Source organism: Rhizobium sp. RHZ02 (assembly GCF_014851575.1).
GTDB classification, from domain to species: Bacteria; Pseudomonadota; Alphaproteobacteria; order Rhizobiales; family Rhizobiaceae; genus Rhizobium; species Rhizobium altiplani.
On record NZ_JACUZX010000001.1, the window covers coordinates 348,051 to 373,635 of the forward strand.

Annotated in this window: 24 protein-coding genes; 20 read left to right on the top strand and 4 right to left on the bottom strand. The window is 59.3% G+C overall.

Annotated features, from left to right (window positions below; all coding sequences use genetic code 11):
* Complete coding sequence (locus IB244_RS01635; RefSeq protein ID WP_192302968.1) at nt 1-1,227, bottom strand: exonuclease SbcCD subunit D; 1,227 nt, start codon at nt 1,225-1,227, stop codon at nt 1-3.
* An 897-nt stretch (nt 1,228-2,124) separates the two neighbouring features.
* Nucleotides 2,125-2,829, bottom strand: coding sequence for a transcriptional regulator NanR (locus tag IB244_RS01640; protein WP_018859272.1), 705 nt, complete (start codon nt 2,827-2,829; stop codon nt 2,125-2,127).
* 173 nt (nt 2,830-3,002) lie between these two features.
* On the opposite strand from IB244_RS01640, the gene oiaX reads away from it, so the two are divergent.
* The 19 genes from oiaX to IB244_RS01735 all read left to right on the top strand — a co-directional run bounded on the left by oiaX (nt 3,003) and on the right by IB244_RS01735 (nt 23,011).
* On the top strand, nt 3,003-4,259 hold the full coding sequence (gene oiaX, locus IB244_RS01645; protein WP_192302970.1) for a 3-oxo-isoapionate-4-phosphate decarboxylase OiaX: 1,257 nt from the start codon (nt 3,003-3,005) through the stop codon (nt 4,257-4,259).
* A 5-nt stretch (nt 4,260-4,264) separates the two neighbouring features.
* Nucleotides 4,265-5,599, top strand: a complete 1,335-nt coding sequence (locus IB244_RS01650; RefSeq protein ID WP_192302972.1) for a four-carbon acid sugar kinase family protein — start codon at nt 4,265-4,267, stop codon at nt 5,597-5,599.
* A 1-nt stretch (nt 5,600) separates the two neighbouring features.
* Nucleotides 5,601-6,362, top strand: a complete 762-nt coding sequence (locus IB244_RS01655) for a triose-phosphate isomerase (RefSeq protein WP_112645406.1) — start codon at nt 5,601-5,603, stop codon at nt 6,360-6,362.
* A gap of 35 nt (nt 6,363-6,397) precedes the next feature.
* Nucleotides 6,398-6,847: an RpiB/LacA/LacB family sugar-phosphate isomerase gene (locus IB244_RS01660; protein WP_192302974.1), complete on the top strand. Its 450-nt coding sequence runs from the start codon at nt 6,398-6,400 to the stop codon at nt 6,845-6,847.
* A gap of 75 nt (nt 6,848-6,922) precedes the next feature.
* Nucleotides 6,923-7,750, top strand: coding sequence for a phosphogluconate dehydrogenase C-terminal domain-containing protein (locus IB244_RS01665; protein ID WP_112665658.1), 828 nt, complete (start codon nt 6,923-6,925; stop codon nt 7,748-7,750).
* Between the two features lie 78 nt (nt 7,751-7,828).
* Nucleotides 7,829-8,770: a D-ribose ABC transporter substrate-binding protein gene (locus IB244_RS01670; RefSeq protein WP_192302976.1), complete on the top strand. Its 942-nt coding sequence runs from the start codon at nt 7,829-7,831 to the stop codon at nt 8,768-8,770.
* Nucleotides 8,771-8,843: 73 nt separating this feature from the next.
* Nucleotides 8,844-9,488, top strand: a complete 645-nt coding sequence (locus IB244_RS01675; protein WP_192302978.1) for a DUF2291 family protein — start codon at nt 8,844-8,846, stop codon at nt 9,486-9,488.
* Nucleotides 9,485-11,035 (top strand): sugar ABC transporter ATP-binding protein, encoded by a 1,551-nt coding sequence (locus IB244_RS01680; RefSeq protein WP_192302980.1) that lies wholly within the window; start codon nt 9,485-9,487, stop codon nt 11,033-11,035. The genes IB244_RS01675 and IB244_RS01680 overlap by 4 nt, the downstream gene beginning before the upstream one ends.
* Nucleotides 11,032-12,096 (top strand): ABC transporter permease, encoded by a 1,065-nt coding sequence (locus IB244_RS01685; RefSeq protein WP_062370025.1) that lies wholly within the window; start codon nt 11,032-11,034, stop codon nt 12,094-12,096. Before IB244_RS01680 ends, IB244_RS01685 begins: the two co-directional genes overlap by 4 nt.
* Nucleotide 12,097: 1 nt before the next feature.
* The gene (locus tag IB244_RS01690) at nt 12,098-13,132 is read left to right on the top strand and encodes a Gfo/Idh/MocA family protein (protein ID WP_192302982.1); all 1,035 of its coding nucleotides are present in this window, start codon (nt 12,098-12,100) and stop codon (nt 13,130-13,132) included.
* Nucleotides 13,129-14,967: a hypothetical protein gene (locus IB244_RS01695; RefSeq protein ID WP_192302984.1), complete on the top strand. Its 1,839-nt coding sequence runs from the start codon at nt 13,129-13,131 to the stop codon at nt 14,965-14,967. The genes IB244_RS01690 and IB244_RS01695 overlap by 4 nt, the downstream gene beginning before the upstream one ends.
* A 54-nt stretch (nt 14,968-15,021) precedes the next feature.
* A complete protein-coding gene (locus IB244_RS01700) occupies nt 15,022-16,029 on the top strand; it encodes a dihydroxyacetone kinase subunit DhaK (protein ID WP_169682518.1) in 1,008 nt (335 codons plus the stop codon).
* A 4-nt stretch (nt 16,030-16,033) separates the two neighbouring features.
* Entirely contained in the window at nt 16,034-16,681 is a 648-nt protein-coding gene (dhaL, locus tag IB244_RS01705) for a dihydroxyacetone kinase subunit DhaL (RefSeq protein WP_169682516.1), read from the top strand.
* 70 nt (nt 16,682-16,751) lie between these two features.
* Entirely contained in the window at nt 16,752-18,005 is a 1,254-nt protein-coding gene (locus IB244_RS01710) for an extracellular solute-binding protein (protein WP_169682514.1), read from the top strand.
* Between the two features lie 95 nt (nt 18,006-18,100).
* Complete coding sequence (locus IB244_RS01715; RefSeq protein WP_169682511.1) at nt 18,101-19,000, top strand: carbohydrate ABC transporter permease; 900 nt, start codon at nt 18,101-18,103, stop codon at nt 18,998-19,000.
* On the top strand, nt 18,997-19,881 hold the full coding sequence (locus IB244_RS01720) for a carbohydrate ABC transporter permease (protein WP_169682509.1): 885 nt from the start codon (nt 18,997-18,999) through the stop codon (nt 19,879-19,881). Before IB244_RS01715 ends, IB244_RS01720 begins: the two co-directional genes overlap by 4 nt.
* 27 nt (nt 19,882-19,908) lie before the next feature.
* Complete coding sequence (locus IB244_RS01725) at nt 19,909-21,429, top strand: DUF5060 domain-containing protein (RefSeq protein WP_192302987.1); 1,521 nt, start codon at nt 19,909-19,911, stop codon at nt 21,427-21,429.
* A 15-nt stretch (nt 21,430-21,444) separates the two neighbouring features.
* Complete coding sequence (locus tag IB244_RS01730; RefSeq protein ID WP_192302989.1) at nt 21,445-22,515, top strand: ABC transporter ATP-binding protein; 1,071 nt, start codon at nt 21,445-21,447, stop codon at nt 22,513-22,515.
* A 172-nt stretch (nt 22,516-22,687) separates the two neighbouring features.
* Entirely contained in the window at nt 22,688-23,011 is a 324-nt protein-coding gene (locus IB244_RS01735; protein WP_192302991.1) for an AbrB/MazE/SpoVT family DNA-binding domain-containing protein, read from the top strand.
* Nucleotides 23,012-23,093: 82 nt separating this feature from the next.
* Here IB244_RS01735 and IB244_RS01740 read toward each other — a convergent pair whose 3' ends face one another.
* Nucleotides 23,094-24,107: a zinc-binding alcohol dehydrogenase family protein gene (locus IB244_RS01740; RefSeq protein ID WP_192302993.1), complete on the bottom strand. Its 1,014-nt coding sequence runs from the start codon at nt 24,105-24,107 to the stop codon at nt 23,094-23,096.
* Nucleotides 24,108-24,214: 107 nt separating this feature from the next.
* On the opposite strand from IB244_RS01740, the gene IB244_RS01745 reads away from it, so the two are divergent.
* Nucleotides 24,215-24,598, top strand: coding sequence for a winged helix-turn-helix transcriptional regulator (locus IB244_RS01745; protein ID WP_169682499.1), 384 nt, complete (start codon nt 24,215-24,217; stop codon nt 24,596-24,598).
* Nucleotides 24,599-24,697: 99 nt separating this feature from the next.
* Here IB244_RS01745 and IB244_RS01750 read toward each other — a convergent pair whose 3' ends face one another.
* Nucleotides 24,698-25,585, bottom strand: coding sequence for an intradiol ring-cleavage dioxygenase (locus IB244_RS01750; protein WP_192302995.1), 888 nt, complete (start codon nt 25,583-25,585; stop codon nt 24,698-24,700).

Sequence of the window (25,585 nt, forward strand, 5' to 3'; positions counted from 1 at the left end):
TCAGCCTGCCGTCGCCATTCGTGCCAGAAGCAGCTCACGTGCCTCTTTCACCAGTTCGACATTTGTCAGGCCAAGCGGGCTGTCGTTGGTAGCGAGACCTCCGGGCATCTTCGGCAAGATCTCCATCAGGATCTCATCGACATGGATAGCATCTTCCCCATGATCCTCTAACGCCCTGAAAAGCTCAATTCCTGCAAAGGGGGTCGCCGCGACGGGCACCGAGGAGGAGAGCCGCAGCTCAAGTTTCTCGATCCAGATGTCACTGTACGCCCGCTGGCATGCCGCGAGCACCTCATCCTGCCACTGCGCTCGATCACGCGCCAGGTCGTCGTAGAAGGCACAGGCCCCAGAAATCCGGATGCGTGCAGCGACTGGCTTGCCGTCGAATTCCGCCGACAAGCGGATCGCTTCTTCCTCAATCCGCTTCAATACATCGACATCGAGATCGTCTTCGCTAACGTCGATACCGATTGAAATGAATCGGGCGCTGTCCACGATAAGGCGATCAACGGTTGCGATGCCATCATCGACAGTAACAAGTACTGCACCCTTTGCGCCTTGCTCACGGATGCTTCGACCCTGGAGATTGCCTGGGAAGACAACCAGAGGATCGGATGCGACTATTTCAAATTCATGAACATGGCCAAGCGCCCAATAATCGTAAGCACGCGATCGCAGATCGTCGACCGAGCACGGCGCATAGGCCTCATGCCCCTCGCGCCCAGTCATTGAGGTGTGCAGAACTCCTATGTTGTACCAGCCTGCAATTGCCGAAGGATACCCGATTGCTAGATTTTCGTATGCCGCCCGGTCCGTAAAACCCTGTCCATGGAGGGCGACCTTCTTCTCGTCGATGAGGAAGGTGGAAGGCTTGCTCGTTGCAAATTCGTGCACGTTGTCGGGTAGTGTGATCGTCTTGGTGATCACGCTCGCAGCATCGTGGTTTCCACGTATCAGGTAGACTGGAATGCCCGCCCGCTGCAGCCGACCCATTTCACGATTGAAGAACAGACCGACCTTGTTGTCCTTCCAGTCCCCGTCATAGATGTCTCCAGCAATGACGACGAAGTCGACGGCGAGTTCGACCGCACGGCTGACGAGCAGCGTTACCGCCTGTCTGGTCGCCCTCGAAAAGAGCGCCGCGAGCTGCTCATCCTTTACCGACAGCCCCTTGAAGGGACTGCCCAAATGCAGGTCGGCGGCATGAATGAATCTGAACGATGTCATGGCACGTCTTCGGTCTCTTGCTTAAAGGTTCACTTTAACGCCACCACTTTCAGCGGGTAGCCAGCTGCGGTCTTTGTCCACCGGTTTCGATTAACCGTGTTACGATGCAGGTGGCTCTGAACTCAGAAGACGCGTTGAGAGTGCCTGCGCCAAATAAGAAACGGAGCAACGTGTGCTCGTCGCGTAGTAGATCACTTCCATAGCGTAGCTTGGCGTTAAACCACTCATCCAGTTTGCGCCCTCCCCTGTCGCGCCGATCCAACGGCTCGCCGCCAAATTCCTGCATCAAACGCTCCGCGTGCGGCTTTGCAGCGAAGCAAAAGACACTGTAATTCCGATCCTCGCATTCGACCTGACGTCCGCGCAGGCAGATGGTTTGCGTGGCAGACCGCCGCCTGCTCGAGTTTACCGAGGAACAGCTCGGCAAACAGCTCTATCTGGTGTGGATACGTCCGGTCGATTTCTGCCGGAGTGAGCTCGCCTTTGCGCCTGGACATAAAGGCGAATGTTCATGATATGTTCTAAATAGTCAATAGGTTTCTGGCCGGGAAAGAGCAGGGCTAAGCGAGTGCTCGTCCATCGCGCCTCGTGCTCGAGGCATCATCATGGCCGTAAAACGAAAATGACAGTTTTGATTTACGGTCAAGTTCGGTGTCAGCCGAGAGCTTGAGGATTGCATGTGGCGCGCGGACTCTCGGCGAGCACGGCTACCGTCACTCTACCTACCTCTCGGGACACCGCGCAAGTCGCACTACCCGTAAGGCTTTTGCCCCTTATCGCGGCGGAGAAGGTCTTTGCGCTCAAAGGTGGGACCGCGATCGACTATCGGCACAAGGCGATTGGTCGGCAATGTGAGGTCGCCGGAGAGGTCTGCGCGTATAGCGGCTCTGCAAAACCTCACTTTGCGTAGAGTGCACTCGAGCGTTCGAGGTGCTTGAGGATCGCGGTTTCCGACCCGTCGATATCATTGGCCTCCAGGCGATTCACGATTTCCTCGTGTTCAGCCAAGGTGAACTTCTCCTTGCCCGTCCAGATCAGCATTTCCGTGTGGTATTCCTTCAGCCAAGCAAGCATCGCTTCGCTGACAGCGACATAGATCGGATTGCCGGAAATCTGCGCGATGCGGGTGTGGAAGCCCATGTCAGCATTTATGAACTCCTCGGCATGACCAAGGCAGTCGCGCTGGCGCTCTATGATCTCCCTAAGATCGCTGATGTCTGTCGCCGAGGCCCGCTGGGCGGCTTCGCGTGCCATGCCGCGCTCGAAGAATATCCGCGCGCTCTTGAGATGCTCAAGCGAGTCCGACGACTGCGAGAGCATGATCTTCGCCGTCAGGTCGACCTGCTGAAATATGGACCTGGCCGTAAGCTTCAGAACCCTCGCGCGTTCTCCGTGCGAAATGTTGACCAGCCCCTTGTTGGCAAGCGACTGCATGGCCTCACGGATGGCCGGTCGGCCAACCCCAAAGCGCTCCATTAGAACACGCTCGGAAGGCATCTCGTCACCCGGCTGCAACTCGCCAGACGTGATCATCCGCTCTAGTCGATCAAAGACCTCGTCGGACAGCTTCCGACGTACGATCTGTTCGATGGGTTGGCTCATAAGCTCTCGCTGACTCAAGTATCACCTCCTCCTACTACTTTCCGCGCTTTGCGCAAAGCGCCCCAATTTCCGTTTGTAAAATTTCGCTTCCCATCATATGGAATACTCATTATACCAGATCATAAGTTGACGCCATGACAAATTGATCTGGCGAGAGGAGCAACTGGCACTTCATGATGATCACGCTGACTTACCGCATCGAGACCCCTGGCAGCATCGAGGCCATGGCGGACAAGATCGCAAGCGATCAGTCGACGGGAACCTTCGTTCCGGTCCCGGGAGAGACCGAGGAACTGAAGTCGCGTGTCGCCGCGCGCGTGCTGGCGATCCGCCCTCTTGATGACAGCACCCAGCCGACCTGGCCCGAGGCTTCCCCCGGCACGCGCCTTGGTCGCGCCGACGTCGACATCGCCTTTCCCCTCGATGCGATCGGAACCGATCTGTCAGCCCTGATGACCATCGCGATCGGCGGCGTCTATTCGATCAAGGGCATGACCGGCATCCGTATCGTGGACATGAAGCTGCCTGAAGCCTTCAGAGCAGCACATCCCGGACCGCAATTCGGCATTCCCGGCAGCCGCCGCCTGACCGGTGTCGAAGGGCGCCCGATCATTGGAACGATCGTCAAGCCGGCGCTCGGACTTCGTCCGCACGAAACCGCAGAACTCGTCGGCGAACTCATCGAATCTGGTGTCGATTTCATCAAGGACGACGAGAAGCTGATGAGCCCGGCCTACTCGCCGCTCAAGGAACGCGTCGCTGCCATCATGCCGCGGATTCTTGATCACGAGCAAAGGACCGGCAAGAAGGTGATGTATGCCTTCGGCATCTCGCACGCCGACCCCGACGAAATGATGCGCAATCACGACATCGTCGCCAAGGCCGGCGGCAACTGCGCCGTCGTCAACATCAATTCGATCGGCTTCGGCGGCATGAGCTTCCTGCGAAAGCGGTCAAATCTCGTGCTGCATGCCCACCGCAACGGTTGGGACGTGCTCACGCGGCATCCCGGCGCCGGCATGGACTTCCGGGTCTACCAGCAATTTTGGCGCCTGCTCGGCGTCGACCAGTTCCAGATCAACGGCATCAGGGTCAAATATTGGGAGCCGGACGAGAGTTTCGTTTCGTCGTTCAAGGCTGTCAGTACGCCCCTCTTTGATGCATCCGACTGCCCGCTGCCGGTTGCCGGTTCCGGCCAGTGGGGTGGCCAGGCGCCCGAGACGTATCAACGAACGGGCCGCACCACAGATCTCCTCTATCTCTGCGGCGGTGGCATCGTCAGCCATCCAGGTGGCCCGGCCTCCGGCGTCCGCGCTGTGCAGCAGGCCTGGCAGGCGGCTGTGGCCGGCATCCCGCTCGAGACCTACGCACAGGACCATCCTGAATTGGCTGCCTCGATCGCCAAGTTCAGCGACGGAAAGGGCGCCTGACCGCGATGGAAGACCTTCTCGTGAGCTATTATGGCGATGACTTCACCGGTTCAACCGACGTCATGGAGGCGTTGGCCTCGCACGGTGTTGCAACGGCACTCTTTCTCGACATCCCCTCGCCCGAAATGATTGCTCGCTTCAAGGACTGCAAGGCGATCGGTCTTGCCGGGACGAGCCGCAGCCAGACGCCGGAATGGATGCAGTCGCACCTCACCCCGGTCTTCGAATGGCTGAAGTCGCTTCGGGCGAATTTCTGTCATTACAAGGTCTGCTCGACGTTCGACTCCAGTCCCGAGACAGGGAGCATCGGAAAAGCCATCGACATTGGACGCGAAACTTTCGGGCAGACCGTCGTGCCGGTCGTTGTCGGTGCACCGCAACTGAAGCGGTACACGGCGTTCGGCAATCTTTTTGCCGCCTACCAGGGCAGCGTCTATCGGATAGATCGTCACCCGGTCATGAGCCGCCATCCGGTCACCCCTATGGGAGAGGCCGATCTGGCTGTTCATCTGTCCAAGCAGACCCGACTGCCTGTTGCCTTGGCGGACCTTGCAACGATCGCGTCGGCCGATGCCGACCTGCGCGTCGATCGATTGGCCGCGGAGGCAGGCGGAATTCTTCTCATCGACGTGGATTCGGAGGCGACGCAAGCTGCCGCGGGTCGCCAGCTCGTTCGCCTGGCAGGTCAGTTCGGGAGCTTCCTCGCTGGGTCGTCCGGAATAGAGTACGCGCTTCTCAATGCCTGGCGACAAAGCGGCGCCATTGCCGGAACCTGGGACTTTCCCGAAGTTGGGCCGGTCGACCGCCTCGCGGTTGTTTCCGGAAGCGTGTCGCCCACGACTGAGCGTCAGATCAGACAGGCGAAGGAAGACGGCTTCGCAGACATTGCGCTCGATCCTCTGGCACTCGTATCGGAGGACGGCGAACGCGCGATCGACGCGGCCGTCCAAAATGGCGTCGAGAGGCTCAAGGAGGGACGGAGCGTCATTCTCCATACAGCCCTCGGCCCTGCGGCCGATGTCGGCGGCGATATCGACAGGATATCCGGTGCCCGCCACACCCTTGGGCGAGCGCTAGGGACGATACTGCGCCAGATGGTCGAGCGCGAAGGACTTTCTCGCGCGGTCATCGCCGGCGGCGATACGTCAAGCCACGCCCTAAGACAGCTGAAGGTAGAGGCTCTGACCACCCTCCTCCCGCTTCCTCAGACACCCGGTTCACCGCTTTGCCTGGCGCACGGAAGCTACCCGCCAACGGACGGGCTCCAGATCGCGCTCAAGGGCGGGCAGATCGGAACGGACGGCTATTTCGCGCAGATCCGCGACGGAAGGACGAGCTGAAATGGCTTTTTGGGTCGGTACAAGCTTCAAGATGAACAAGACCCTGGCGGAAGCACTCGCTTTCGCCAGCCGCCTGGCGGAGGCCGATCGCGACAGCGATCCCCTGATACAGCGGTTCGTCATCCCAGCCTTCACAGCGGTGCGCGAAGTCAAGCGAGCTCTTTCGGGCACCTCCGTCAAAGTTGGCGCGCAGAACATGCACTGGGAGGATGCGGGTGCATGGACTGGCGAGGTTTCCGCGCCGATGCTCAAGGACTGCGAACTAGACCTGGTGGAGCTTGGCCACTCGGAACGCCGGGAATACTTCGGAGAAACCGACGAAACCGTCGGCTTCAAGGTGGCTGCCGCCGTTCGCCATGGCCTGACGCCCCTGATTTGCATCGGCGAGACATTGCACCAGCGCCAATCCGGGCTGGCCGACGCGGTCTTGCGAAAGCAGGTTGAGGCGGCCCTGGCACCTGTAGCCGACATGGCTGACGCGCAAGTCCTGCTTGCCTACGAGCCCGTCTGGGCGATCGGCGTCAATGGCATTCCGGCCACGGCAGACTACGCATCTGAGCGCCATGGCAAAATCGCCGATGTTGCCATGGGGGTTCTGGGCCGCCAGGTGCCTGTCCTCTACGGCGGCAGCGTCAATCCGCAAAACTGCGAGGAACTGATCGCACAGGCGCATATCGATGGCCTGTTCATAGGCCGGTCGGCTTGGTCCGTTGACGGTTATCTCGACATTCTGCGCCGCGTCGCCGCGGCGATCGAACGCTGATCCATTTGCCTAAACGCTAGTGAAAGGAAACTGCCATGAAGATCGCAATTGGCGCCGATAGCGCCGGCAAGCCGCTGCTCGACGTTATCGCCGCTCACCTTGCCGGCAAGGCCGATCTGGAAGTTCACGACCTGAGCCAGTCCGGCTTCTACGCTGACCTCTCGCAGAAGCTCGCACAGACGATCGTCGACGGTGAGCATCACCGCGGTATCCTGATCTGCGGTACCGGCATTGGGGTTTGCATCTCCGCAAACAAGGTCCCGGGGATCCGTGCCGCCCTTACTCATGACACCTACTCGGCTGAACGCGCGGCCAAGTCGAACAACGCCCAGATCATCACCATGGGTGCGCGCGTCATCGGACCCGAACTCGCCAAGTCGATCGTCGATGTCTGGCTTGCGGCCGAGTTCGACCCCAAGGGCGCCTCGGCGGGAAATGTCGAGGCCATCGATCGGCTCGACTCCCAGAAAGCGCCCCACAACTAATGTTACGCTGATATGGTGATTGACTCATCATACCAGATTATGCTCCTATCCAGATCACAGAAAAGGTGAGGAAACATGACCACAATTGCCCTCTTCGGCGCCGGTGGCAAAATGGGCTACCGTCTTGCAAAGAACTTGAAAGGTTCGCGCTTCGACGTCCGCCATATCGAGGTTAGCGACGCCGGCAAGGCGCGGTTGAAAGACGATCTCGGCGTCGATTGCGTCGCTCCCGATGCTGGTCTCGAAGGGGCAGAGGTCGTCATCCTGGCTGTCCCCGATACGGCGATTGGCAAGGTGGCTTCGGGCATCGTCGACAAGCTGAAGCCGGGGACCATGGTCGTAGCCCTCGACGCGGCAGCTCCCTTCGCGGGCCATCTGCCGAAGCGGGACGACCTTACCTACTTCGTCACCCATCCCTGCCATCCGCCGATCTTCAATGATGAGACCGAGATGCAGGCCAAGAAGGACCACTTTGGTGGCCTCTTTGCGAAGCAGCACATTGTATCGGCCCTGATGCAGGGACCGGAAAGTGCCTATGGCCTTGGAGAAGAAATCGCCAAGGTCATCTGGGCTCCGGTCATGCGGTCGCACCGGGTCACCGTCGACCAGTTGGCGATGCTGGAGCCGGGCCTTTCCGAGACCGTCTGCGCCTCGCTCCTCGTCGTCATGAAGCAGGCCATGGACGAATGCGTTGCGCGCGGCGTTCCTGAAGAAGCTGCCCGCGACTTCCTACTTGGACACATGAACGTTCTCGGCGCGGTGATCTTCGGTGAGGTCCAGGGCGTGTTTTCGGATGCCTGCAACAAGGCCATCGAATTCGGAATCCCTGCCCTGATGCGCGACGATTGGAAAAAAGTCTTCGAACCAAAGGAGATCGCCGAAAGCATCCGGCGCATCACCTGACGCAAATTGGGGAGGCAGCAGCCTCCCCTCTAACCGCCCCATGGGAGTTGGGGTCCATTCATACTCGGGAGGACAACTATGAGACTGACACGCAGACTGACACTTGCCGCCTTTGCTGGTGCGCTGGCGCTCGGAACGGCCATTCCGGCCTTCTCCGCGGACTTGATCGCCATCATCACGCCCGCCCATGACAACCCCTTCTTCAAGGCGGAAGCCGTGGGGGCTGAAGCCAAGGCCAAGGAGCTTGGCTACGAAGCTCTCGTCATGACCCATGACGATGATGCCAACAAGCAGTCCGAAATGATTGACACGGCGATCGGTCGTGGCGCCAAGGCAATCATCCTCGACAACGCGGGTGCGGATGCATCGGTCGCTGCCGTCAAGAAGGCCAAGGATGCAGGCATCCCCTCCTTCCTGATCGACCGCGAAATCAATGCCACTGGCGTGGCTGTCGCCCAGATCGTCTCCAACAACTACCAGGGTGCCCAGCTTGGCGCTCAGGAATTCGTCAAGCTGATGGGTGAGAAGGGCAACTATGTCGAGCTGGTCGGCAAGGAGTCCGATACGAACGCCGGTATCCGCTCCCAGGGCTATCACGACGTCATCGACGACTATCCGGATCTGAAGTTGGTTGCCAAGCAGTCGGCGAACTGGAGCCAGACAGAAGCCTATTCGAAGATGGAAACCATCCTGCAAGCCAACCCTGACATCAAGGGCGTGATCTCAGGCAACGACACGATGGCCATGGGCGCAATCGCAGCCCTGCAGGCAGCCGGCCGCAAGGACGTGATTGTCGTCGGGTTCGATGGCTCGAACGATGTCCGTGACTCGATCCGGGCTGGCGGCATCAAGGCCACCGTGCTGCAGCCTGCCTACGCTCAGGCACAGCTCGCGGTCGAGCAGGCAGACGCCTACATCAAGAACAAGACGATGCCAAAGGAAGAGAAGCAGTTGATGGACTGCGTTCTCATCAATTCCGACAACTCTGGCAAGCTTGAGACTTTTGCCCTCACGAACTGATCGTTGCTTAATCCAATGCAGAGGGCGTCGATGGCGCCCTCTGCGCGTTGTTGCTGTTATCGGGGCCTGTCGCATGTGGAGAATGAAGGGCGCTTTGCTCGCTGCGGTGATTGTTGCGGCGCTGCCTGGCTGCAAGATCATCAAGACACCGACTGCGGAGGAAAAGGCCGCGGCCGCTGCCAAGGACGCCTTTGATCCGAAAGCAAGGGTCGACGCGATCTGGCAGCCGCAGGTCGTTCCCTACTTCGAAAAGAAGGCGGGAGAGCTGAAGGACGTCGCGCAGCTTGCGACCTCCAGCCCGGATCAGGCCGGTGAGAAATATGGCAATCCGCGCAAGCAAAGCAGTTCACCTTGGACCTATGCGGTCAAGTTCACCGGAAAGGTGATCACCGCTGATACCGCCTCACGCGCGGCAACACTTGATGTCGATACCAACGGCGACGGCAAGGCTGACGCGAAGGTCCAGATCGGCCCGGCACTTCGCGGCACCGCCTTGCGCGACACGCTGGACTTCGTCAATTTCAACGAATTCAAAAACCAGATCGAATGGGCCCAGTTCGGCAAGGCATTCAACGAGAAGGCCAACGCGGCCTTCCTTGCCGCTGTGCCGCGCGACGGGCTGGTCGGCAAGACCGTGACCGTGATTGGAGCATATCCCTTGCCTGGCGAAGGGCAGCCTCCGCTTGTCACACCTTCGGAACTGACGGTGGGATCATGAGCGTGAGCGAGATATCCAGGGACGATATCATCCTGCGTCTCGAGGACGTGTCGAAGGTCTATTCGGGCATCGTTGCAGTCAAGCGCGCCAGTCTCGAGCTTCGTCGTGGCGCGGTGAACGTCCTGGTCGGCGAAAACGGCGCCGGCAAGTCGACGCTGATGAAGATCATCGCTGGTGTCGAGCGTCCGACGCTCGGCAAGATTATCCTTGACGGCGAACAGGTCTCCTTCGACAGCCCGGCCGACGCTCAGGCGCACGGCATCGGGATGATCTTCCAGGAGCTCAATCTCTTCGCCAACATGTCTGTCGCAGAAAACATCTTCGCGACCCGCGAGATGACCCGCGGCCTTCGCGGCATCGACCACAAGGCGCAGGTCGAGAAGGCAAGCGCACTTCTGAAACGATTGGACGCCGGAATCAACGCGGAAACGATGGTCGAGGACCTTCCCATCGGCCAGCAGCAACTCGTTGAAATCGCCAAAGCGATGTCGCTCAATGCGCGCATCCTCATCATGGACGAACCGACGTCGGCGCTTTCGGCCGCGGAAGTCGAAATCCTCTTCAAGGTGATCGCGGAACTCAAGGCTCAAGGCGTCGCCATCGTCTACATCTCGCATCGGCTGGAAGAACTGATGCGCATCGGAGACTACATCACGGTACTGCGTGACGGCCAGATCACCGGCCAGGCTGTGGTCCGTGACATCGACACGCGCTGGATCGTGCGCTCCATGATCGGCTCCGACGCCAAGGACTTCGCAAAATCCGTGGATCATGCGGTCGGCAAGGAGATGTTCCGTGCGGAGGACATCAGCCTCCCCCGACCGACGGGAGGCCTTGCTGTCGATCATGTCTCGCTTTCAGTCAAATCAGGAGAGATCCTTGGAATCTATGGCCTGATGGGCGCTGGACGCAGCGAGTTCTTCGAGTGCGTGCTCGGACGCCACATGCACTCGACAGGGAAGATCTTCATTGATGGCGAAGAGATCCACGCGCGCGACGTCACCCGCCGAATCCGCAAGGGGCTGGCGCTGATCCCTGAAGACCGGCAGCGGGAAGGCCTGGTCCAGGTCCTGTCGATCGCCGGCAACCTGTCGCTTGCGAGCCTTAACCGCTTCGCGCGGTTTTTCCACATCAATGCGACGGCAGAGAAGGATGCCATTCGCGACGCCATACGGGAACTATCGATCAAGGCGCCCAATCCGGACTTCGAGGTGACGTCGATGTCGGGTGGCAACCAGCAGAAGGTGGTGATCGGAAAGGCCTTGATGACCAATCCGAAGGTCCTGCTCATGGACGAGCCGAGCCGGGGTATCGACGTCGGCGCCAAGGCTGACGTCTTCCGCACCATGCGCCGGCTGGCGGCCGAAGGACTAGCCATTCTGTTCTCGACCTCAGACCTCGAAGAGGTCATGGCGCTTTCTGATCGCATAGCAGTTCTGAGCAACGGCCAACTGGTCGAGGTTTTTAACAGGGCCGAGGCGACGGAGGACGCGATCATCGCGGCTTCGGCCAAGGGACACGGACATCAAGGGAAACGCGCGTCATGACGGCGGCCACATCATCCACTTCCGCACAGGCCAGCGCGAACGGCTCTGTTCTTCTCACTCTGATGAAGCTCAGAACCTTCATCGCACTTTTCGCGGTTATCATCTTCTTTGCGATCTTCGCCCCGAACTTCACGTCAACGGCGAACATGATCCTGATGTCGAAGCATGTGGCGTTGAATGCCTTCCTTGCCATGGGGATGACCTTCGTGATCATCACCGGCGGCATCGACCTGTCCGTGGGATCGATCGTCGGGCTTTGCGGCATGGTGGCCGGCGGATTGATCCTCTACGGCATCGAGCTTCCAATCGGCTATACGATCTACTTCAACCTTTTCGAGATTGTGCTGATCACGCTATCGATCGGGTTACTGATTGGCCTCATCAACGGTCTGCTGATTACCAAGCTGAATGTCGCTCCCTTTATCGCGACGCTCGGCACGCTCTACATTGCCCGGGGCCTCGCCCTGCTCTCCTCGGACGGGCAGACCTTTCCAAACCTCGTTGGTCGCCCTGAATATTCAACGACCGGCTTCGACTTCTTCGGTGCAGGGCGCATCCTCGGACTGCCGGTATCGATCTGGATCCTGATTGCGTTGGCGTTGCTGGCTGCCTACGTCGCGCGTTCCACCCCGATCGGGCGCCACATCTTCGCCGTCGGGGGCAATGAACGCGCAGCCCGCATGTCGGGCATCCGCGTCGATATCGTGAAGATCTTCGTCTACATGTTTTCCGGGCTCTGCGCGGCAATTGTCGGCGTCATCATCTCGTCAGAGCTGATGGCCTCCCATCCGGCGACGGGCGAGAGCTTCGAGCTTAACGCGATCGCGGCAGCCGTCCTTGGTGGCACCTCGATGTCGGGTGGTCGCGGAACTATCGGCGGGACCATCATCGGCGCCTTCGTCATCGGAATCCTGTCAGACGGGCTGGTGATGATGGGCGTTTCGTCCTTCTGGCAGATGGTCATCAAGGGACTGGTGATCATCATCGCTGTTGTCGTCGACCAGGCGCAGCGCCGCCTGCAACAGCGCGTTACTCTGATGCAAATGGCAAAGGCAGGTTGAAATGTCTGAATTGAACGGCGCATTGATCGGTTGCGGATTCTTCGCGATCAACCAGATGCACGCCTGGAACGATGTCGACGGCGCCAGGATCGTTGCGATCTGCGATCGCGATCCTGAAAGGCTGAAGATCGTCGGCGATCAGTTTGGCATTGAGCGGCGCTACAGTGACGCGAACGCCTTGTTCTCGGACGGCGGCTTTGATTTCGTCGACATCGCCACGACGGTTCAAAGCCATCGGATCCTTGTTGAAATGGCGGCGCAGCACAAGGTGCCTGCGATCTGCCAGAAGCCGTTCGCCAAGACGCTCGCCGATGCCAAGGCAATGGTTGCAGCCTGCCGCGCCGCAGGTATTCCGCTGATGGTCCACGAGAACTTTCGCTGGCAGAGGCCGATCCAGGCTGTCCGCAAGGTTCTGGACGAGGGATCGATCGGAACGCCATTCTGGGGCCGCTTCTCCTTCCGTTCCGGCTACGATGTCTTTTCGGGCCAGCCCTATCTGGCTGAGGGAGAGCGGTTCATCATCGAGGACCTCGGGATCCATACGCTGGACATCGCTCGCTACATCCTTGGCGACGTCGCCACCGTCAGCGCAAGGACCAAACGCGTCAACCCGAACATCAAGGGCGAGGATGTAGCGACGATCCTCCTCGATCACGAAAGCGGCGCGACATCGATTGTCGACGTCAGCTACGCTACGAAACTTTCCAGGGAGCCCTTCCCCGAAACATTGATCGAAATCGATGGTTCCGAGGGAACAATCCGTCTGACGCAAGGCTACCAGCTCGAGGTCACAAACGCCAACGGGACTGCGACCGATGACGTATCTCCGATACTACTGTCGTGGGCCTCGCGCCCCTGGCACAACATCCAGGAAAGCGTCTACGCGATCCAGCAGCACTGGGTCGACAAACTGAAGCAGGGCGCGGAGCATTCGACGTCAGGGGCAGACAATCTGAAGACCTTTGCCCTTGTCGAAGGAGCGTATGAAAGCGCAGCCAGCGGTCAGACCGTAGATGTCGGAGCAATGCTGCGATGACCGGCGACCCCTTCCTTCTTTACGGCACCCGTGACGCCGAGACGACACCGGTCCGGCTCAGTGCCAAAAAGCTCGAAGTCGACCTCGTCGGCGGTAACCTTCGAACGATCCGTTACGATGGAACAGAGGTGCTGCGGGCAGTCTCCTACCTTGTTCGTGACCGCGACTGGGGTACCTACAGCCCGGAAATCGAAGATCTGGCGATCGAGCACGACGGAGGTGCGTTCGAAGTAACCTATCGCGCTCGATGCCAAGGGCCGGGGGACACCGGTCTCGTCGTTGACGTCCGCATCGTTGGACAGAGCGACCGCCTCGACTTCGAAGCCGAAGCTGCGTCGGAAACCGGCTTCGAGACCAACCGCTGCGGCTTCTGCATTCTTCATCCGATCGTAGGCTTGGGCGGCGCACCCGCCACGGTAGAACACGTCGACGGCGCGACGGAGGTGACGCGGTTTCCTGACTTCATCGAACCTTGGCAGCCGTTCAAGGACATGCGCGCCATTACCTACGTGGCGATGCCCGGCGTCAGCGCCGAATGCCGGATGGAGGGCGACACCTTCGAGATGGAGGACCAGAGAAACTGGTCGGATGCGTCCTACAAGACCTACGTCAGACCGCTTGCCCTTCCCTGGCCCTATCAAATACCCGCTGGTCAGCCCGTCCGGCAGAAGATATCGCTGATCATCAAGGACAGCCGCCCAGAGGGGCACCCAACGGCCGGCGCCTCGGCAGAAGTGGTCAAACTCCGCCTTGGCGGACGGACCGGCGCGATGCCGGCGATCGGCCTGATCATCACGCCCGAGGAGGCCGAGGCTTGTCTGTCCGCGCAACCTTTCCTCGCGGAGATAGCCCCACAGGAGCTGCTCTTCCATTTCGATCCAGGTGCTGGTCATGGGGTGGAAGCGCTGAAGCGGTTCGCTGACATCGCCGCGACGCATCCCGGTCGCTCGACGTTGGAGATAGCGCTTCCGTGCAGGCAAGCCCCGGCGGATGAAACGGCGACCATTGCACGAGACATGCGCTCGGCCGGCTTCAGGCCGGACGCGATCATGATCTCGCCCTCCGTCGATCGGCAGTCGACGCCGCCTGGAAGCAAATGGCCCGACTGTCCGCCGCTGGAAGACGTCTACGCTGCTGCCCATGCCGCATTTGCGGGCATCCGGATCGGCGGCGGCATGCTCAGCTACTTCACCGAACTCAACCGCAAGCGTGTGCCGGAGGGGCAGCTTGCGTTTATCAGCCATTGCACGAATCCGATCGTGCATGCGGCCGACGATCTCAGCGTGATGCAGACGTTGGAGGCCCTGCCCTTCATTACCCGCTCGGTGCGTGCGATCTACGGCGACAAGCCCTACCGGATCGGTCCTTCGACAATCCCGATGCGGCAGAATCCCTACGGCAGCCGTACAATGGATAATCCGTCGGGCGGGCGTATCCCGATGGCCAACCGTGATCCTCGGCACAATGGACAGTTTGCCGCTGCCTTTGCCCTAGCCTATGCGACAAGCGTTCTGGGTGCGGATCTGGAGTGCCTCACGCTCTCTGCGCTGACGGGACCGTTCGGATTGATCGCAGGTGCGGATGAACCAGGCAGAAAAGGCGATCCGCGTCCATTGTACGGCGCCGTTCGCGCGCTCGCAGCGTTGGCGGGAACAGAATGGCAAGAATGCATCTCGAGCTCGCCTTCCAGGGTTCTTGCGTTCGCCAGCATTGGCCCGGCGGGCTCGCAGCTCCACGCCGTCAACGTGACAAGCAACGAACAGGCGGTGGAATGTGGCGGCCTGAAGCTCGGGCTGCCGCCGTTCGGCACCGCTATCCTTTCGCTGTCCGATTGACCTCGAGCGCGGCGGCTGCATCTATCGTACCGGAGCTCGATCGGGGAGGTTGGCGTGAAGACCAAGAAACTAATAAATTCCGGTGCGGATGCCGTCGACGAAATGCTGGAGGGCGTCCTGGCGGCGCATCCCGAGCACCTGTACGCGGTTGAAGACATGCCTCGCGCAATCGTCGCCAAGAACGGCCCGCGAAATGGAAAGGTCGGTCTTGTCATCGGGGGTGGTTCCGGACACGAGCCGACCTTTCTCGGATATGTGGGCAAGGGACTTGCCGACGCTGCGGCGATTGGGAACGTCTTCGCATCGCCACCGCCCGACCCGATCGTCGCATGTGCCAAGGCCGCAGATGGTGGCGCCGGCGTGCTTTTCATGTACGGGAACTACGCTGGCGACGTCATGAATTTCGACATGGCGGCCGAACTGCTCGGTCTCGATGACATCGAGGTGCGAACTGTCTTGACGACGGATGACGTCGCTTCCGCTCCTCCCGAACAGGGCGACAAGCGGCGTGGCGTGGCGGGTAACGTCTTCATATTCAAGGCGGCGGGTGCGGCGTGCGATCTCATGTATTCCCTTGAGGATGTCGAACGTGTCGCTCGTCACGCGAACTCCCGAACCTATACGATGGGGGTTGCTCTCTCGCCTTGCTCGCTTCCGCAGACGCTGAAGCCCAATTTCCTCATCGGCGAAGACGAGATGGAGATCGGCATGGGTATCCACGGAGAACCCGGTGTGGCTCGCGGTCCACTGAGATCGGCCGACGAGGTCACCGACCAGTTGCTGGACGGCATTCTTGGGGAGATGGGAGCCGCGGAGGCTGGTGATCGTGTGGCGGTGCTGGTCAACTCACTCGGTTCGACGCCGATGATGGAGCTCTACATCATGATGCGACGCGTGAAGGCCCGTCTTGAAGACGCCGGCCTGCTGATCCACACGTCACTTGTTGGAAACTACTGCACATCGCTCGAAATGGCCGGGGCATCGATCACGGTGATGCACCTCGACGACGAGCTGCAGGAATTGATCGATCATCCCTGCGACTGCGCAATGTTTCGAAAGTGAGCAGATGGCGATAGCGACCAGAGAACTGCAGCAAATGTTTTCGCTGACCGCGGAGGAAGTCGCGAAGAATCGCGACCGGCTGTGCGAACTGGACGGTGTGATCGGCGATGGAGATCATGGTCTCGCCATGGATGCCGGCTGGCAAGCGGCATCCAAGGCTGTTCTCCAGCTCGACGAGGTCGAAGCCGCCCCGACCTTTCTTTTCAACACCGCGGCCAAAGCATTCTTGAATGCAGTCGGAGCATCCTCTGGTCCATTGTATGCGACCGCATTCATGCGTGCAGGAACTGCCGTTAAAGACAAGCATACGCTATCGGACGACGACTTCCTGGATGCTTTCAGGGCGATGGCACAGGGAATTCAGGACAGGGGCAAGGCCGAGACCGGTGAGAAGACCATGATCGACGCCTGGAGGCCGGCGGCGGACGCCGCGATGGAAGCGAGGCGGACGGGGGCGAACATCTCGGCATGCCTTGACGCGGCGGTTCGCGCGGCACGCGATGGCTGCGAAGCAACCCGTGACATGGTTGCCGCAAAAGGGCGTTCCTCCCGACTGGGCGACAGGGTGTTGGGGCATATCGATCCTGGAGCCGCCTCTGCGGTCATCGTGATCGAAGCAATTTCAGCCTTTCTAACCCGGCACGATGGTTAGCTCATCATACCAGTTGACATGTCGATCACTATCTGTAAGAAGGTCCTCAGCTTACAAGAGGAGGACGGTAATGCTGACCCTGACTGCAAAATTGAAATCTGCGAGCATCGTTGCAATGGCTGTTGCCGCGCTGTCGGCGACGCCCGCACTGGCCGAAGACATCACCCTCTGGACGCTTAACTTCGATAACAACGCCGCAAATGTTGCCCTCAAGAAAATCGCCAGCGATTTCGAGGCCGCCAACCCCGGAACTCATGTAGAAATCGTCCAACGCGCAGTCGACGAGCATAAGACCGCATTGCGTGTGGCTGCGGGATCCGACAAGGGCCCGGACATCTATTTCAGTTGGGCAGGGCTTGGCCTTGGCGGCGAATACGTGAAGGCCGGTCTCTCGTTGCCTCTCGACAAGTACTACACGGAATACAAGTGGAACGACGAACTGCTCCCCTCCGCCGCGGCTTTCGCCGATCTCTACCCCGGCGGCAAGCATGGCGTTCCGTTCACTTTCAAGGGCGAGGCCGTCTATTACAACAAGAAGCTCTTCGAGCAGGCCGGCATCAAGGAAGAGCCGAAGACCTATGAGGATCTCCTTGCCGCTGCAGAGAAGCTGAAGGCTGCGGGCATTCCTGCCTTCACGTTCGGCGGAACCGTCAACTGGCACGTCATGCGCCTGATGGACGTTATCCTCGAAACTAAGTGCGGCGCCGACAAGCACGATGCTCTGAAGGCGATGAAGGTCGATTGGACGAAGGAGCAGTGCGCAACCGACGCATTCGCCGAATTCGCCAAGTGGACGAAGGACTACACACTGCAGCCGTTCATGGGCATCGACAACAAGCAGTCCTATAGCCTCTTCACGGCCGGGCGTGCGGCGATGATGCTCGAAGGTGACTGGCTTGTCGGCCAGCTCGACGGCAGCGGCGCAAACCTCGATGACTACGGCATCTTCCCCTTCCCGACGAACACCGATCGTCTCTATGGGTTTGCCGAGTACAACTATGTCAGCACGAAGAGCAAAAGCCCTGACATGGCGGCCAAGTTCCTCGACTACTTCCTGTCCGACAAGGTTCAGCAGGATCTGGTTGGCCAGATCAGCTCGATCTCGGTCAACAAGAACGTCAAGTACACGAACCAGAAGCCTCTTGAGGCCGAGTGGCTCGACATCTTCAAGAAGTACAGCAACGTCTACATGAACGGTGACCAGGCTTTCCCGCTTGATGTTACGACGGAGTATTTCCGCATCATCAACGAAGTCGCCTCCGGCAATGTTGAGCCGGCAGACGCTGCCAAGCAGCTCCAGAGCTTCATCGCCAGCCGGACCTAGTTCCTCCCAGAGCGCCAGCCGATCTGACTGACCGTCGATCGGCTGGTGCACCGTTCAATGAGCTGGCGGGGTCGCTTCGCTGCCAGGAGGAGAACATGTCACTACGTCAAACGACACACGATCCGCGAACCCAAGCGCTCATTCTGCTCGTTCCGGCCCTGGCGATCTACGCGGTATTCGCGCTCTATCCGATGCTGAACGTCGTGCTTCTGAGCTTTCAGAAATGGAACGGTTTAGATGCGAACCGCCAGTTCGTCGGACTTGCCAACTACACGGCAATCTTTACGCGCGATCCTGTCTTCTGGGTTGCCTTCCGCAACACGGTGATCTGGACCTTGATGAGTCTGGTCTTTCCACCAATGGTCGGGCTACTTCTTGCACTTAGCCTCAATCAGAAGATCTTCGGACGCAACAGCCTCAGAGCCATCTTCTATCTTCCCGTCATCATCGCCCCAATCGCTGTGGCGACCATGTGGAAGTGGATGTATGACCCGTTCTTCGGTCTGTTCAGCCAGGTGCTGACGTCCTGGGGCATGCAGGCTTGGATCAAGGACTGGCTGGGTAACAAGGACATCGCCCTCTACTCCGTCTTCGTCGCCTATATCTGGCAGACGGTCGGCTTTTCGATGGTCCTGTTCCTCGCCGGTCTGCAGAACGTTTCGCTGACGCTTGTCGAAGCCGCACGCATCGATGGCGCCGGGCGCTTTGCCGTGTTCAAGCACGTGACGCTGCCGGCCCTGCGTCCGACCATCACCATCGTGCTCGTGCTTTCCATTATCTCGTCGCTCAAGGCCTTTGATATTGTTTATGGTTTGACCGGCGGCGGCCCGGCCCAATCCACGCAGATGCTGGCGTTATGGGCGTTCACGCAGGCCATGCAGATTTTTGATTTTGGTCGCGGCGCAGCCATCTCGGTCGTTCTGTTGCTGATCACAATGACGGTCGTCATTCCCTACCTTCGATGGACACAGAAGCACGAGGAGGTTGAATCGTGACAGCAATTCCGACCGATCCCGCCGTTGTGCACCTCAAAGCGCATCCGTCGTCGATGAAGCGTGACCCCATTCTGATTGGCCTGTGGATCGCACTGGTGATCGTGGCGCTGATCTGGGTCGCTCCGTTCGTCTTCATCGTCTTCACATCGCTGAAGACGCCTGCCGCCGTGACAAGTACCGGCGCGTTCGTGCCGCCGACCGAGCTTGCCTTCGACAACTACAGTGGCGCCTGGAGCCGGGGAAACTTCGCCAACTCGTTCTTCAACAGCGTCATCATTACCGTCATCAAGGTACCGCTTGGCCTGATGCTGTCGGCGATGGCGGCCTATGCGCTGGCCAAGATCAAGCTTAGGTTCAGCAAGGCTCTATTGCTGCTTGTGGTCTTCGGCACAATGATCCCGTTCCAGGTCATGCTCGCCCCTCTCTTCACCCTGGTGAATTCGTTCGGGCTGATCGACACATATCCGGGCGTCATCCTTCCCTATATCGCCTTCGGCGTTCCCTATCAGGTCTTCATCCTGCACGGCTTCTTCAAGGGGATCCCGAAGGAGTTGTCGGAAGCCGCCCTCATCGACGGCGCCACGCACTTCACGATCTTCAGGCGGATATTCCTTCCGGTCTGTCTGCCGGTACTCGCGGCGCTGCTCATCCTTGATTTCGTCTCCACCTGGAACGAATTCGCCATGGCACTGGTCCTTCTGCAAGACCAGAAGATGTGGACGCTGCCACTCGGCCTCATGTCCTTCCAGGGGCAGTTCTCGAGCAATTACGGGCAACTCAACGCAGCCATCGTCATGACCGTCCTGCCGGCGACGATCGTATACCTGATGTTCCAGCGCTACTTCGTGTCCGGCCTCACATCAGGTGCGGTCAAGGGCTGAAAGCTTATTCTACGAGGAGAGAATTCAATGTCCAATGCAACAGTCGAAAAATGGGGCGTGTTCGAGGCCTCTTTCCAAGGTCCCTCCGACGGCAACCCCTATCTCGACGTGGCATTCGATGCCATCTTCACGCACAAGAGCCGGGAGGTCAGGGTTCCAGGCTTTTACGACGGCAATGGGACCTATCGCGTTCGCTTCATGCCTGATATCGAGGGCGAATGGTCGTTCCGCACCCGCTCGCAGACCGCGGTGCTTGATGGAAAGACTGGAGCCCTGGTCGCCACAGCACCTTCGTCGGGCAACCATGGCCCTGTCCGGGTGCGCAACAAGTTCCACTTCGCTTACGCGGACGGGACGCCCTTCTTCTCGTTTGGCACGACCTGCTATGCCTGGACGCACCAGCCGCTTGAGATGCAGCAGCAGACCCTCGATACGTTGAAGAAGACAAAGTTCAACAAGATCCGCATGGGCGTCTTCCCGAAGGACTATCCCTATAACGTCAACGAGCCCCTTTATGCCTCCTTCGAGAATGGCGCCGATGGCAAGGAAAACTTCGACCGTCCAAATCCTGTCCTCTTCCAGCATTTCGACAAGCAGGTCGCAGCCTTGTGCGCGCTGGGCATTGAAGCCGACATCATCATGTTCCACCCGTATGACCGCTGGGGCTATGCGGACATGTCCGCCGAACAGGACTACCGCTACGTCGCCTATCTTGCCGCGCGCCTGTCGGCCTACAGGAATGTATGGTGGTCGCTTGCCAACGAGTACGACTTCCTGATCGACACCAAGCCGATGGCGCAGTGGGATCGCTACTTCCACATTCTGGAGGAAAACGATCCCTACCAGCACCTGCGCTCGATCCACAATGGCGACGTCAACTCGAACTACGATCATCGCAAGCCATGGGTTACCCACACCTGCATCCAGAACCCGGACGTCAAGCGTACCCAGGAATGGCGTGACACTTATGGCAAGCCCGTGGTGAACGACGAGCCCGAATATGAAGGCGACATTCTGGAGTCCTGGGGCAACCTCACTGCTCGGGAACTCGTTCACCGCTACTGGATCACGGCGACACGCGGCGGCTACACGGGCCACGGCGAGACCTATTCCCATCCGGAGGACTTGATCTGGTGGGCGAAGGGCGGCGAGCTTCATGGCGAAGCCTGGAAGCGGATCGGTTTCCTTCGCGACCTTCTCGACGCCGATGTCAAGAATGGTCTCGACCCGATCGGTCCGGTCACGCAGTGGCCGTGGTCGCGCGTGTCTGGCGCGCGTGATGGCGACGGCGATTTCCGTCTGATCTACTTTGGCGAACATCAGCCGGTGATCTGGTCGTCCGGGCTGCCCATGGACGGCGACAGCTACGAGGTCGACCTCATCGATACCTGGGAAATGACGATCACTCCCGCCGAAAAGGTCAAGGCTCCAGTGACGCATCCTGTGCGCCACGGTGCGGTGACACGCGGAGGAAAACCGGACGCTGCCTTCGGTGTCGTCATCCCGCGCAAACCGCATCAGGCGCTGCGCGTTCGCGCAAAGCGCTAGTTTAGGGGTTCCGAAATGTCCGGATTGAACATCAAGAACGTCAAGAAGTCCTACGGGGCGGTTGATATCATCCACGGCGTCGACGTCGACATCGCCAACGGCGAGTTCGTCATTCTCGTCGGTCCTTCCGGCTGCGGCAAGTCGACGTTGTTGCGCATGATCGCCGGCCTCGAGGAGATTTCGTCTGGGCAGATCAGCATCGACGGCAGGGTCGTCAACGATCTGCAGCCAAAGGATCGCAACATCGCGATGGTCTTCCAGAACTATGCGCTCTATCCGCAGATGACGGTTGCCCAGAACATGGGCTTCGCCCTCGAGCTCGCAGGTGTGAAGCGGCCGGAGATCGACAAAAAAGTCAGCGAGGCGGCAGCCATCCTTGGACTGCAGCCTCTGCTCGAGCGGAAGCCCGCGCAATTGTCTGGTGGTCAACGACAGCGCGTTGCCATGGGGCGCGCCATCGTCCGCGATCCCAAGGTGTTTTTGTTCGACGAACCTCTCTCGAACCTCGACGCCAAGCTCCGTGTCAAGATGCGCGCGGAGATCAAGGCGCTTCACCAGCGGCTGAAAACGACGATCGTCTACGTCACGCACGATCAGATCGAAGCCATGACCATGGCCGACAAGATCGTTGTTCTGCAAGGAGGGCGCGTCGAGCAGATCGGCAGCCCGCTCGAGTTATATGATCGACCGCGGAACGTATTCGTCGCTGGCTTCCTGGGTTCGCCTGCGATGAATTTCCTGGAGGGAACCCTGCAGCATGGAGCCAGCCCAGCACTTACCCTGTCGGGCGGATCGCGTGCAGTCCTGTCGCGCGCTCCCAGTGCATCGGCCGGAAGGCCCGTGACACTCGGAATTCGTCCCGAAGACATTTCGTTGGGCGGCGAGGATGGTGTCGCAGCTACCGTAAAGGTTGTCGAACCGACTGGCTCGGAAACTCACATAGCCGTCGATGTGGAAGGAAAGGAGCTGACATGGGTGGTCCGAGATCGTGTCGAGCTTGTTCCTGACCAGCGCGTAAAACTATCCTTCGCAACGTCAAAGGTCCATTTCTTTGACCAGCAGACCCAGCAACGCCTCGAGTCTTAGCAGATTTGAAAGGCGAACGCCTCACTGAGTAAGCCGGAACTATTGCTGCTGTTTCCGTATCATGAGTGGGAAATGGAGGCACTGAAGCGCTATTCACGCGTCCGACTTGCGCATCTTGCGACCTACTCATTCCAATGTTGTATAAATGTTCTAAATTGATGAAGCGAAGCCAATGGCGACAACAAGAGGTCAATCGGCGAGGAAAGACTTTTCGACAACCTCCAAGCTAAAGAAGGCTGGCGGCTCGTTGGTCCTAACTGTGCCGGCCGCTGCTCGCAACATGCTCGGTCTAACAGAGGGCCAAGAGATGATCGTTTCGGTAAAGGGAAGGCAGGTTATCGCAGAACCTGCATCGAGTGCCCTTAAGATAATGAAGGTGCGTCAACCCAAATATACGCTCGATGAATTGCTGGAGGGTTATGACGCCAACTCTTCTCGGTCTCCAGAAGAACAAGCGTGGATCAATGCACCTGCAGTAGAAAATGAGGTCTGGTAAGACCTAACATCCCAGCCCCTGGCGAGATCTGGCTCGACATGGCTGGGTGGCGGATCCCACCATGGAGATCCCCTACGGTGGTTCAGAAGCCCTCAAGAACGATCTTGCCCCTGGTCTTACCGCTCTCGATCCCGGCGTGCGCCTTTTGCAGGTTTGCTGCGTTGATCGGCGATAGTGTCTCCGTCAAGGTCGTGCGAATCTTGCCATCGTCGACGAGACGGGAGACCTCGTTCAACAGCTTCCCCTGCTCCGCCATGTCTGCCGTCTGATAGATCGAACGCGTGAACATCAGCTCCCAGTGTATCGAGACCGCCTTTCGCTTGAAACCTGTCACGTCCAGGGTTTCAGGATCGTCAATCAAGCCGAAGCGCCCCTGCGGAGCGATCAGCTCGATGATTTCCTTCAGATGACGGTTGGTCTCTGTCGTCGAGAAGACATAGGCCGGGGCACCGATGCCGAGGGCGGCCACCTGTTCGGCGATCGGTTTTGAATGATCGATCACATGGTGAGCACCCAACGACTTCACCCATTCCTGCGTTTCCGGCCGAGATGCGGTTGCGATGACAGTGACATCAGTCAGAGCGCGTGCGAGCTGGATTGCGATAGACCCCACGCCGCCCGCTCCGCCGATAATGACGATGGCGTTGGCGGCGCCTGGCACCAGCCTGCGGATGTCGAGCCGGTCGAAGAGCATTTCCCAGGCGGTGATAGCCGTGAGAGGCAGGGCTGCAGCCTCGGCATTGGACAGCGTCTTCGGCTTCAGTCCGACGATACGTTCGTCGACGACGTGGAACTGGCTGTTGGCGCCGGGTCGGATCAGGGAGCCTGCGTAGAACACTTCGTCACCGACTGAGAAGTCGCCCGCGTCCGGGCCAGTCTCGATAACCTTGCCGACGGCATCCCAACCCAGAATTTTCCATTCATCGCGCGCAGGATTTACGCTTCTGCGGATCTTGGTGTCGACCGGATTCACCGACACGGCCTTGACTTCGACGAGAATATCGCGGCCGGACGCCGTCGGACGGGGAAGTTCGACGTCGATCAGGGCATCCTTGCGCTCGATGGATCCTGCTGCCTTGTACGCCACAGCCTTCATGTTCAGCTCCTGCTTCTTGCTGTTTGATATGAGGCATAAGCTGGCGTACATTCGCGAAAGTGCAATACGCACAAAATATGCACGTAGTATCAAGAAGGATACTGTAGATGGGCAAGGTTCGTCATTCCCGGTTCGATTGCTCGCCGGGTTGCTCGGTCGAGGCTGCGATTGGCCTCATCGATGGTAAATGGAAGTCTGTGGTGCTCTTCCACCTTCTTTCTGGCACGCTTCGGTTCAACGAGATCCGGCGGCAGCTGCAGAACGTCACTCCCCGCATGCTGACGAACCAGCTTCGCGAGCTCGAAGAGGATCGGTTGATCGAACGAAAGGTCTATGCGCAGGTGCCGCCGAAAGTGGAATACAGCCTGTCTCCGCTTGGCCGCAGCATGGAGCCGATCCTCCTCGCCCTGAAGCAGTGGGGCGATGCCAATATCGACTTGTATGGCAAGCCGAAAGGCACTCCTGCCCCTCATGAGAGTAAAGCCGCGTAAGCACGAAGGTTGCGCGCCACTTCCATCAGTGTCTTCGCCTAAAGGCGCGGTAGAGCGCGATCGTCGTGAATACTGCCGCGGCGGGGACCCGCTTCCGGCTCATAGACGCGGATTTGGAGCCAGTACGAAATCGTGTTCCACCTGCCAGAACTTATCCCGGAACCCGAGTTCGTGTGCCCGAACAGGATCGTTCATCAGGCAGAATTTTGCGAGCAGGCTTTCCTTGACGCCGAAGACCGCATCCGAATGGATATAGGGATCATCCGGATCGAAGATGTGGGTGGTGAGTGTTTCGAACCCGTCTGCCTTGACAATATAGTGCAAGTGGGCCGGCCGATAGGGATGGCGACCGAGATGGCCAAGCAGTTGGCCGACCGGGCCGTCGTCCGGGATCGGATAGTATTTCGGCTTCACCGCGCGAAACCAGTAATGTCCATCAGCACCGGTGCGGAAAATGCCGCGCAGGTTGAAATCCGGCTGAATTCCCTTCTGCTGCACGTCGTAGAATCCCTCGTCATTCGCCTGCCAAACATCGATGACCGCATTTTCAATCGGCCGGCCCGCGGTATCGAGGATGCGGCCGCTGATCACCATGTCCTCGCCCTTCTCGTCGAGGCAGATATTGGCACCCATCGGTAGTTCCGGCGCATCCGCGACATGGAATGGTCCAAGGACGGTACTCTCGGAGGCGCCCGAGGGCTTTCTGTTGTTGATCGCATCGACCAGCATCGAGACGCCGAGCACATCTGACAGGAGGATGAACTCCTGCCGCCATTCGTTGCACATATGGCCGGTGCGGGTGAGGAAGAGGATCGCCTCCATCCACTCCTCCTGCGTCGGCTCCAGTTCCTTTACCGCCTCGTGCAGCTTGCGGGTGACGACCTCCATCACCTCCTTCAAGCGCGCGCTCTTCGCATCGGCGTTTCGGCTTGTGACCACCTCGACGGAATTTTCCTCGGTGAAATAGCTCTTTTCCTTGGCGTTCAT

Coding starts and splice junctions, on each gene's coding strand:
- IB244_RS01635 (WP_192302968.1), bottom strand. CDS start 1,227: ATGACATCGTTCAGATTCATTCATGCCGCCGACCTGCATTTGGGCAGT.
- IB244_RS01640 (WP_018859272.1), bottom strand. CDS start 2,829: ATGAGCCAACCCATCGAACAGATCGTACGTCGGAAGCTGTCCGACGAG.
- oiaX (WP_192302970.1), top strand. CDS start 3,003: ATGATGATCACGCTGACTTACCGCATCGAGACCCCTGGCAGCATCGAG.
- IB244_RS01650 (WP_192302972.1), top strand. CDS start 4,265: ATGGAAGACCTTCTCGTGAGCTATTATGGCGATGACTTCACCGGTTCA.
- IB244_RS01655 (WP_112645406.1), top strand. CDS start 5,601: ATGGCTTTTTGGGTCGGTACAAGCTTCAAGATGAACAAGACCCTGGCG.
- IB244_RS01660 (WP_192302974.1), top strand. CDS start 6,398: ATGAAGATCGCAATTGGCGCCGATAGCGCCGGCAAGCCGCTGCTCGAC.
- IB244_RS01665 (WP_112665658.1), top strand. CDS start 6,923: ATGACCACAATTGCCCTCTTCGGCGCCGGTGGCAAAATGGGCTACCGT.
- IB244_RS01670 (WP_192302976.1), top strand. CDS start 7,829: ATGAGACTGACACGCAGACTGACACTTGCCGCCTTTGCTGGTGCGCTG.
- IB244_RS01675 (WP_192302978.1), top strand. CDS start 8,844: ATGTGGAGAATGAAGGGCGCTTTGCTCGCTGCGGTGATTGTTGCGGCG.
- IB244_RS01680 (WP_192302980.1), top strand. CDS start 9,485: ATGAGCGTGAGCGAGATATCCAGGGACGATATCATCCTGCGTCTCGAG.
- IB244_RS01685 (WP_062370025.1), top strand. CDS start 11,032: ATGACGGCGGCCACATCATCCACTTCCGCACAGGCCAGCGCGAACGGC.
- IB244_RS01690 (WP_192302982.1), top strand. CDS start 12,098: ATGTCTGAATTGAACGGCGCATTGATCGGTTGCGGATTCTTCGCGATC.
- IB244_RS01695 (WP_192302984.1), top strand. CDS start 13,129: ATGACCGGCGACCCCTTCCTTCTTTACGGCACCCGTGACGCCGAGACG.
- dhaL (WP_169682516.1), top strand. CDS start 16,034: ATGGCGATAGCGACCAGAGAACTGCAGCAAATGTTTTCGCTGACCGCG.
- IB244_RS01710 (WP_169682514.1), top strand. CDS start 16,752: ATGCTGACCCTGACTGCAAAATTGAAATCTGCGAGCATCGTTGCAATG.
- IB244_RS01715 (WP_169682511.1), top strand. CDS start 18,101: ATGTCACTACGTCAAACGACACACGATCCGCGAACCCAAGCGCTCATT.
- IB244_RS01725 (WP_192302987.1), top strand. CDS start 19,909: ATGTCCAATGCAACAGTCGAAAAATGGGGCGTGTTCGAGGCCTCTTTC.
- IB244_RS01730 (WP_192302989.1), top strand. CDS start 21,445: ATGTCCGGATTGAACATCAAGAACGTCAAGAAGTCCTACGGGGCGGTT.
- IB244_RS01735 (WP_192302991.1), top strand. CDS start 22,688: ATGGCGACAACAAGAGGTCAATCGGCGAGGAAAGACTTTTCGACAACC.
- IB244_RS01740 (WP_192302993.1), bottom strand. CDS start 24,107: ATGAAGGCTGTGGCGTACAAGGCAGCAGGATCCATCGAGCGCAAGGAT.
- IB244_RS01745 (WP_169682499.1), top strand. CDS start 24,215: ATGGGCAAGGTTCGTCATTCCCGGTTCGATTGCTCGCCGGGTTGCTCG.
- IB244_RS01750 (WP_192302995.1), bottom strand. CDS start 25,585: ATGAACGCCAAGGAAAAGAGCTATTTCACCGAGGAAAATTCCGTCGAG.